Genomic DNA, 6,346 nt, shown 5'->3' on the forward strand with positions numbered 1-6,346 from the left:
CATTAACCGCGCAGGCGCAAACCCGAAGTTATGTCCGCAAACCTGTGGAAAGCCTCGATTGTTGGAAATGTTGGATCGCGCAAAAGCCGTTAGATCCTCCACATCACGTTCCGGTTCTAACGTCCGATCCGCCGCGCCGTGGCACTATGATGAGCATGGGTGATGGCGACCGCCAGCGCGTCGGCCGCATCCGACCCTGCAATCGCCGCGCCGGGCAGCAACCGCGTCACCATCGCATGCACCTGATCCTTGCTGGCATTGCCGACGCCGACGACCGACTTCTTGACCAGCCGTGCCGCATATTCGCCAACCTCGATCCCCGACCGCGCCGCGTTCAGCAGACAGATGCCGCGCGCCTGTCCCAGCTTCAGTGTCGATTGCGGATTGGCGTTGACGAACACTTCCTCCACAGCCGCCGCACTCGGCCGATGCTGGAGGATGAGGTCCGTCAGCGCGGCGTCCAGCGCCAGCAACCGCGCCGACAGTGCAGCCTTACTGTCCGTCTTGATCTGCCCGTTGCCGATGTGGCTCAGCCGATTGCCGTCGACGGCGATCAGACCCCAGCCTGTCGTCCCAAGGCCGGGGTCAAGCCCAAGCAGGATCAGCCGAGTTTCTCCATAACGTCCTCGGACACTTCGTAATTGCCCCAGACAGTCTGCACGTCGTCATCGTCTTCCAGCGCATCGACCAGCTTGAGGAGCGAGGTCGCGTTGTTCTCGTCCAGTTCGACCGTGGTCTGCGGTTTCCACGCGAGCTTGGCGCTTTCGGCGGCGCCCAATTTGGCTTCCAGCGCCTTCGACACTTCGTGCAGCGCATCCATCGCGGTCCAGATTTCGTGCTCGTCTTCGTTCGAGACGACATCTTCCGCGCCAGCTTCCAAAGCAGCCTCGAAGATGTTGTCCGCGTCGCCCGCGCTGGCCGGATAGGTGATGAGGCCCATCCGGTCGAAGCCATGGGACACTGCGCCGCTCGCGCCGAGATTGCCGCCGTTTTTGCTGAACGCCGTGCGTACGTTGGTCGCGGTGCGGTTCCGGTTGTCGGTCAGGGCCTCGACGATGATGGCGACGCCGCCGGGGCCATAGCCCTCATAGCGGATTTCCTCGTAATCCTCGCCGCCCGCCTGATTGGCCTTGTCAATGGCGCGCTGGATATTGTCCTTCGGCATCGACTGCGCCTTGGCCGCGTTGACTGCGAGGCGCAGGCGTGGGTTCATGTCCGGATCGGCCATGCCCATCTTCGCTGCGACGGTGATTTCGCGCGACAGCTTGGAGAACATGGCAGAGCGCTTCTTGTCCTGAGCGCCCTTGCGGTGCATGATGTTCTTGAATTTACTATGGCCGGCCACGGCCTGCTCCTGACATGTCTTGTGAATGAAACGCGCTGTCTAGCGGCGGCGGCAGCGACTGGCAACCGCCGCAGCCCTGCAGCTTACTCGATCCCAAGCGCGGCCTTATAGGTTTCCAGCAGCGCTTCGGCTTCCTGGCGCACGTGGTTCTCCATCTTGCGCAGCCGCACGATGGTCCGAATGGTCTTCACGTCATAGCCGGTCGACTTGGCTTCTCCGTAGACGTCCTTGATGTCGTCGGCGATGCCCTTTTTCTCTTCTTCCAGTCGTTCGATGCGTTCGATCAGCAGACGCAACTGGTCTGCGGCGACATTGCCTTCGCTCATGGATAATCCCCCAAGAATGTGAGCCCCGCACCTGCCGATAGGGTCGGAGGAAGCGGGAGCGTGAATCAGTAGAGCGGCTGTCTAATGATTGTCGGCGTTCTTCGCCACGCTTTCCTTCATGCGCGCCAACTGTTCCGGCGTAGCCTCGTCCTGATACTGCGCCTTCCATTCGGAAAAGGGCATTCCATGAATGATTTCCCGCGCCTGGTCGCGGCTCATGCTGCCATCGGCTTCGGCGATCCAGTCGGCCAGGCAGTTGCGGCAGAAGCCCGCCAACCCCATCAGATCGATGTTCTGCACGTCGGTACGATGTTGTAAATGTTTGACCAGGCGGCGGAACGCGGTTGCGGCCACGGCGTCATTCATTATGGTGTCCGCCATTGATAATCTCCATCAAGCAATATCCTTGTCGTGCAGCACGGATAGCGGAAAAGGAGCTCGGATCAAACCGGGTGACCACATCATCGGCATAACAACTAGGCACGATACGCAGGAGTGCATGTGAAGAAAATTCCCCCCCGTTCCCGCAACGTACGCATCCTGACGACGCTGGGCCCGGCAAGCAGCAGCCCGGAGATGATCCGCAAGTTGTATCTTGCAGGCGCTGACGCTTTCCGCATCAACATGAGCCATGGGGCGCATGAGGATCATGCGGTCAACATCGCTTCGATCCGCGCGCTGGAGAAGGAGTTTGGCCGTCCGACGACGATCCTGGCCGACCTTCAGGGTCCAAAGCTGCGGGTCGGGACCTTTGCCAATGGCGTGGCGGTGCTGAGGATGGGGGACCCCTTCGTGCTGGATCGTGACACTACGCCGGGCGACACCAATCGCGTCAATCTGCCTCATCCGGAAATCTATGCCGCGCTGTTGCCGGGTACGCGATTGCTGCTCGATGACGGCAAGCTGGTGCTGCGGGTCCAGAATGTAGAGAGCGACCGCATCGAAACGCTGGTCGAGGTAGGCGGGACGCTGTCGAATCGTAAGGGCGTCAATGTGCCCGACGTGGTCGTGCCGATGGCGGCGATGACTGACAAGGACCGGCGCGATCTTTCCTTCGCGATGCAGCAGCATGCGGACTGGATCGCGCTCAGCTTCGTGCAGCGGCCGGAGGATCTTGCCGAAGCGCGCAAGCTGATGGGCGGCTATGGCGCGCTGATGGCGAAGATCGAGAAGCCCGCGGCCGTGCAGCGATTGGATGAGCTGCTCGAGCTTTCCGATGCGGTGATGGTCGCGCGCGGTGATCTGGGTGTCGAGTTGCCGCCTTATGCGGTGCCGCCTTTGCAGAAGCAGATCGTGGAAAGCGCGCGGCGCATGGGCAAGCCGGTCGTGGTTGCGACGCAGATGCTGGAGTCGATGATCAAGGCGCCGACGCCTACGCGGGCAGAGGTGTCCGACGTGGCGACCGCCGTCTATGACGGGGCGGACGCCATAATGCTGTCGGCTGAGACGGCGGCGGGTGATTGGCCGGAAGAGGCGGTGACGATGATGGACAACATCGCCCGAAGTGTCGAGACCGATCCGCGTTATCTCGACCGTCTGCACTTCACCGAGACCAAGCCCGATCCGACCACGGCGGATGCGCTGGCCGAAGCCTGCGCCAATGTCGTGCCGACGGTGGGGGCGAGCGTGATCGTCTGCTTCACGTTGAGCGGCAGCACTGTGCGCCGCGTGTCTCGCGAGCGGCCTTCGACGCCCATATTGGCGTTGACGCCGCGACAGGATACGGCGCGCAAGATGGGGTTGCTGTGGGGCGTGCATGCGGTGCGGACCAAGGATATCGGCAGCTTCGAGGAGATGATCGGCAAGGCGCGGCGCATGGCGCTTCGGCACAATCTGACTGCATCGGGGCGCAAGATCATCGTTCTGGCCGGTGTGCCGTTCGGGACGCCGGGATCGACCAATGTAATTCACGTGGCGACGGTCAGAGGTGACGAATTGAAAGGCCGCGAAGACGGCTAGGCGAGCAGGCCGAGCTTCGCCAGTTCGGCTCGCAGACCAGCCGCATCCTGGAAGTGATGCGCGGTCATGCCGACGCTTCGTGCGCCTTCGACATTGTCCATGCGATCGTCGATGAAGAAGCTGTGCCTTGCCTCCAGTCCGAAGCGGGCGAGTGCGAGATGGTAGATTGCCGGATCTGGCTTGGAGAGCTTCTCTTCGCCGGATACCACTATGTCGCGAAAGTGGCTGAAGATGGCGGCGTTCGCATCCCGGAAGGGCGGCCAGAATTCATGGCTGAAGTTGGTGATGGCGTAGAGCGGTATGGCCCTCGCCGACAGGTTCGAGAGCAGTTCCGCCATGCCATCTATGACCGGCCCGACGCTCTCGGCGAAGCGCGGCTTCCAGAGGCGGATCAGCGCCTCATGCTGCGGGTAGAGCGCGATCAGCTCCGCGCTGGTGTCGGCGAAGTCGCGGCCCATGTCATGTTGGAAATGCCATTGTTCCGACACCACGTCGCGCACAAACGCATCAAGCGCCTGACCATCGGGGATCAGGCGCTCGTACAGTATGCGAGGAGACCAGGGGAAAAGAACATTGCCGATGTCGAAGATGACGGCGGCGATGCTTCCCATAGGCAAATCAGCCCTGGCGCGCCTTGAAACGGCGGTTCGTCTTGTTGATGACGTAGGTGCGGCCGCGACGACGGATCACGCGGTTATCGCGGTGACGGTCCTTAAGCGACTTCAGCGAGTTGCGGATCTTCATGGAACGCAGCTTTCAATTGATTCTGTTGTGTCGAAAAACGAAGCGTCGCCACTATGGGGGCAAGGCCATAAAGTCAAGGCGCGGCCATCCTGTTTTTCGCCCGGCTTGCTTAAGCTTTGGCCATATGCCGTTCATGCGCCATGCAGCAAAAGCTACGTTCGCGCGTTCTTCTCCCCGGAGACCATAATCATGTTCAAGCCGATTCTTGCCGCCAGTGCCCTTGCTCTCACGCTGTCCGCCTGTGCGACCGCTGTGCCGCCAGTCGAAGTGACGCGCTTCCATGTCGATAGCCCGCCGACCAGCGGCACCGTCTCGGTCGAGGAGATGATCGGCAATCCGGATGTCAGCCTGGAGTTCCGCACCTATGCCGCCGCCGTCGCGCAGGAGCTGAGCCGCGTCGGCTTCACCGAAGCGCGCGGCGCGAAGGGCGAATATCAGGCGCTGGTCGGCATGCGGCGCAGCTTCCGTCCGACGGGTCCCGATCGCTCCGGGAACCCGGTCAGCGTGGGGGTAGGCGGATCGACGGGCAGCTATGGCAGCGGGCTTGGCCTCGGCATCGGCATCAATCTGTCCGGCAGGCCCAAGGACGTCGTCACCACCGAATTGTCGGTGCAACTGCGCCGCCGCGCCGATTCGCAAGTCGTGTGGGAAGGCCGGGCGATCACCAGCGCCAAGGAAGGCACGCCCGCCGCTCAGCCCAACATGGCCGCGGGCAAACTCGCCGCCGCGCTGATCGGGGGCTATCCGGGAGAGTCGGGGCGCACTATAACCGTGAAATGACATTATCGATCACCAGTGCCTTCGACGCAGGCAATATCCGCGTCCTCTCCACTACCGACACCAGCGCCGATCTGGAGATCGTCACCGACCACCAGAGCGACTTCTATCAGTGGTTCCACTTTCGCGTCGCGGGTGGCGCGGGCGAAGAGGTGACGCTGCGGATCGTCAACTGCGCCAAGTCGGCCTATCCGGATGGCTGGCCGGGGTACAAGGCGCGGTTCAGCGAGGATCGCGAGAACTGGCTGCAGGCTGACACCGACTATGCGGACGGCGTGCTGACCATCCATCTCGTCCCGGACAGTAACGCGGTATGGGTCGCCTATTTCGCGCCCTATTCGATGGAGCGGCATCATGACCTGATAAGCTGGGCGGCGAACCAGCCGGGGGTCGAGACGCGGGAGCTTGGCACGACGCTCGACGGGCAGCCGCTCGACCTGGTGACGCTGGGCGAGGGGCCCAAGACCGTGTGGCTCTATGCCCGCCAGCATCCCGGCGAGACGATGGCGCAGTGGTGGATGGAAGGCGCGCTGGAGCGACTGTGCGACATGGAGGACTCGGTCGCCCGGTTGCTCCGACAGAAAGCCACGTTCCATATCGTCCCTAATATGAACCCGGACGGCAGCCGTCGCGGGCATCTGCGTACCAATGCGGCGGGCGTGAACCTGAACCGCGAGTGGGCGGAGCCGAGCATGGCGCGCAGCCCCGAAGTGTTCCTCGTCCGCGCCGAGATGGACCGCACCGGCGTCGACTTCGCCATGGACGTGCATGGCGACGAAGCCATCCCGGCCGTGTTCCTGGCCGGGTTCGAGGGGATACCCTCGCTTCGCCAGGAGCAGCTGGAGCTGTACAACCGCTATGCCACTACGCTTGCCAGCCGGACGCCCGACTTCCAGACGAAGCTCGGCTATCCGCTGAACCAGCCGGGCCGCGCCAACCTTACCATGTCGACCGCGCAACTGGCGGAGCGCTTCGGCGCGGTCAGCATGACGCTGGAGATGCCGTTCAAGGACAATGACGACTTGCCCGATCCCGACTTCGGCTGGTCCCCGGCGCGGTCGATGCAGTTGGGCAAGGACTGCATGGCGGCGCTGGCGGAGATCATTGGCGACCTTTGAGGGCTTGAGCGGCGACCTGCGCCTTCCTCAACCGTTCGTGCTGAGTGGGGGCTGAGCTTGTCGAAGCGCCGTATCGA

The 6,346-nt window shown here is 62.7% G+C and carries 9 protein-coding genes; 3 read left to right on the forward strand and 6 right to left on the reverse strand.

The genetic code is table 11. The features are described 5' to 3' along the window. Positions 1 to 116: 116 nt before the first annotated feature. From ruvC to QHC67_RS08965, 4 genes are all read right to left on the reverse strand, one after another. A complete protein-coding gene (ruvC, locus tag QHC67_RS08950; protein ID WP_319293495.1) occupies positions 117 to 605 on the reverse strand; it encodes a crossover junction endodeoxyribonuclease RuvC in 489 nt (162 codons plus the stop codon). Beyond that, complete coding sequence (locus QHC67_RS08955) at positions 602 to 1,345, reverse strand: YebC/PmpR family DNA-binding transcriptional regulator (protein WP_319293354.1); 744 nt, start codon at positions 1,343 to 1,345, stop codon at positions 602 to 604. The genes ruvC and QHC67_RS08955 overlap by 4 nt, the downstream gene beginning before the upstream one ends. Positions 1,346 to 1,428: 83 nt before the next feature. Beyond that, a complete protein-coding gene (locus QHC67_RS08960) occupies positions 1,429 to 1,671 on the reverse strand; it encodes a DUF2312 domain-containing protein (RefSeq protein ID WP_319293355.1) in 243 nt (80 codons plus the stop codon). Positions 1,672 to 1,752: 81 nt separating this feature from the next. Then, positions 1,753 to 2,052, reverse strand: a complete 300-nt coding sequence (locus tag QHC67_RS08965; protein ID WP_319293357.1) for a DUF1244 domain-containing protein — start codon at positions 2,050 to 2,052, stop codon at positions 1,753 to 1,755. Between the two features lie 120 nt (positions 2,053 to 2,172). On the opposite strand from QHC67_RS08965, the gene pyk reads away from it, so the two are divergent. After that, complete coding sequence (gene pyk, locus QHC67_RS08970; RefSeq protein WP_319293360.1) at positions 2,173 to 3,630, forward strand: pyruvate kinase; 1,458 nt, start codon at positions 2,173 to 2,175, stop codon at positions 3,628 to 3,630. On the opposite strand, the gene QHC67_RS08975 is transcribed toward pyk, so the two are convergent. Next, on the reverse strand, positions 3,627 to 4,241 hold the full coding sequence (locus QHC67_RS08975; RefSeq protein WP_319293362.1) for an HAD family phosphatase: 615 nt from the start codon (positions 4,239 to 4,241) through the stop codon (positions 3,627 to 3,629). The two genes, pyk and QHC67_RS08975, sit on opposite strands and share 4 nt — an antisense overlap. Before the next feature lie 7 nt (positions 4,242 to 4,248). Next, positions 4,249 to 4,374 carry a type B 50S ribosomal protein L36 gene (ykgO, locus tag QHC67_RS08980; RefSeq protein WP_003046794.1) on the reverse strand — a complete coding sequence of 42 codons (126 nt, stop codon included), beginning with the start codon at positions 4,372 to 4,374 and terminating at the stop codon, positions 4,249 to 4,251. A 189-nt stretch (positions 4,375 to 4,563) separates the two neighbouring features. Here ykgO and QHC67_RS08985 point away from each other — a divergent pair, with 189 nt between their 5' ends. Further along, entirely contained in the window at positions 4,564 to 5,154 is a 591-nt protein-coding gene (locus QHC67_RS08985; protein ID WP_319293475.1) for a DUF4136 domain-containing protein, read from the forward strand. Next, positions 5,151 to 6,269, forward strand: a complete 1,119-nt coding sequence (locus QHC67_RS08990; RefSeq protein ID WP_319293477.1) for a M14-type cytosolic carboxypeptidase — start codon at positions 5,151 to 5,153, stop codon at positions 6,267 to 6,269. The genes QHC67_RS08985 and QHC67_RS08990 overlap by 4 nt, the downstream gene beginning before the upstream one ends. Positions 6,270 to 6,346: the final 77 nt, after the last annotated feature.

Source organism: Sphingobium sp. (assembly GCF_033795625.1).
In the GTDB taxonomy this organism is placed as follows: domain Bacteria; phylum Pseudomonadota; class Alphaproteobacteria; order Sphingomonadales; family Sphingomonadaceae; genus Sphingobium.

Bases quoted from the DNA above. Each gene is read 5' to 3' on its own strand.
- QHC67_RS08960 (WP_319293355.1), bottom strand. From the start codon at position 1,671: ATGAGCGAAGGCAATGTCGCCGCAGACCAGTTGCGTCTGCTGATCGAA.
- QHC67_RS08965 (WP_319293357.1), bottom strand. From the start codon at position 2,052: ATGGCGGACACCATAATGAATGACGCCGTGGCCGCAACCGCGTTCCGC.
- QHC67_RS08975 (WP_319293362.1), bottom strand. From the start codon at position 4,241: ATGGGAAGCATCGCCGCCGTCATCTTCGACATCGGCAATGTTCTTTTC.
- ykgO (WP_003046794.1), bottom strand. From the start codon at position 4,374: ATGAAGATCCGCAACTCGCTGAAGTCGCTTAAGGACCGTCACCGCGAT.
- QHC67_RS08985 (WP_319293475.1), top strand. From the start codon at position 4,564: ATGTTCAAGCCGATTCTTGCCGCCAGTGCCCTTGCTCTCACGCTGTCC.
- QHC67_RS08990 (WP_319293477.1), top strand. From the start codon at position 5,151: ATGACATTATCGATCACCAGTGCCTTCGACGCAGGCAATATCCGCGTC.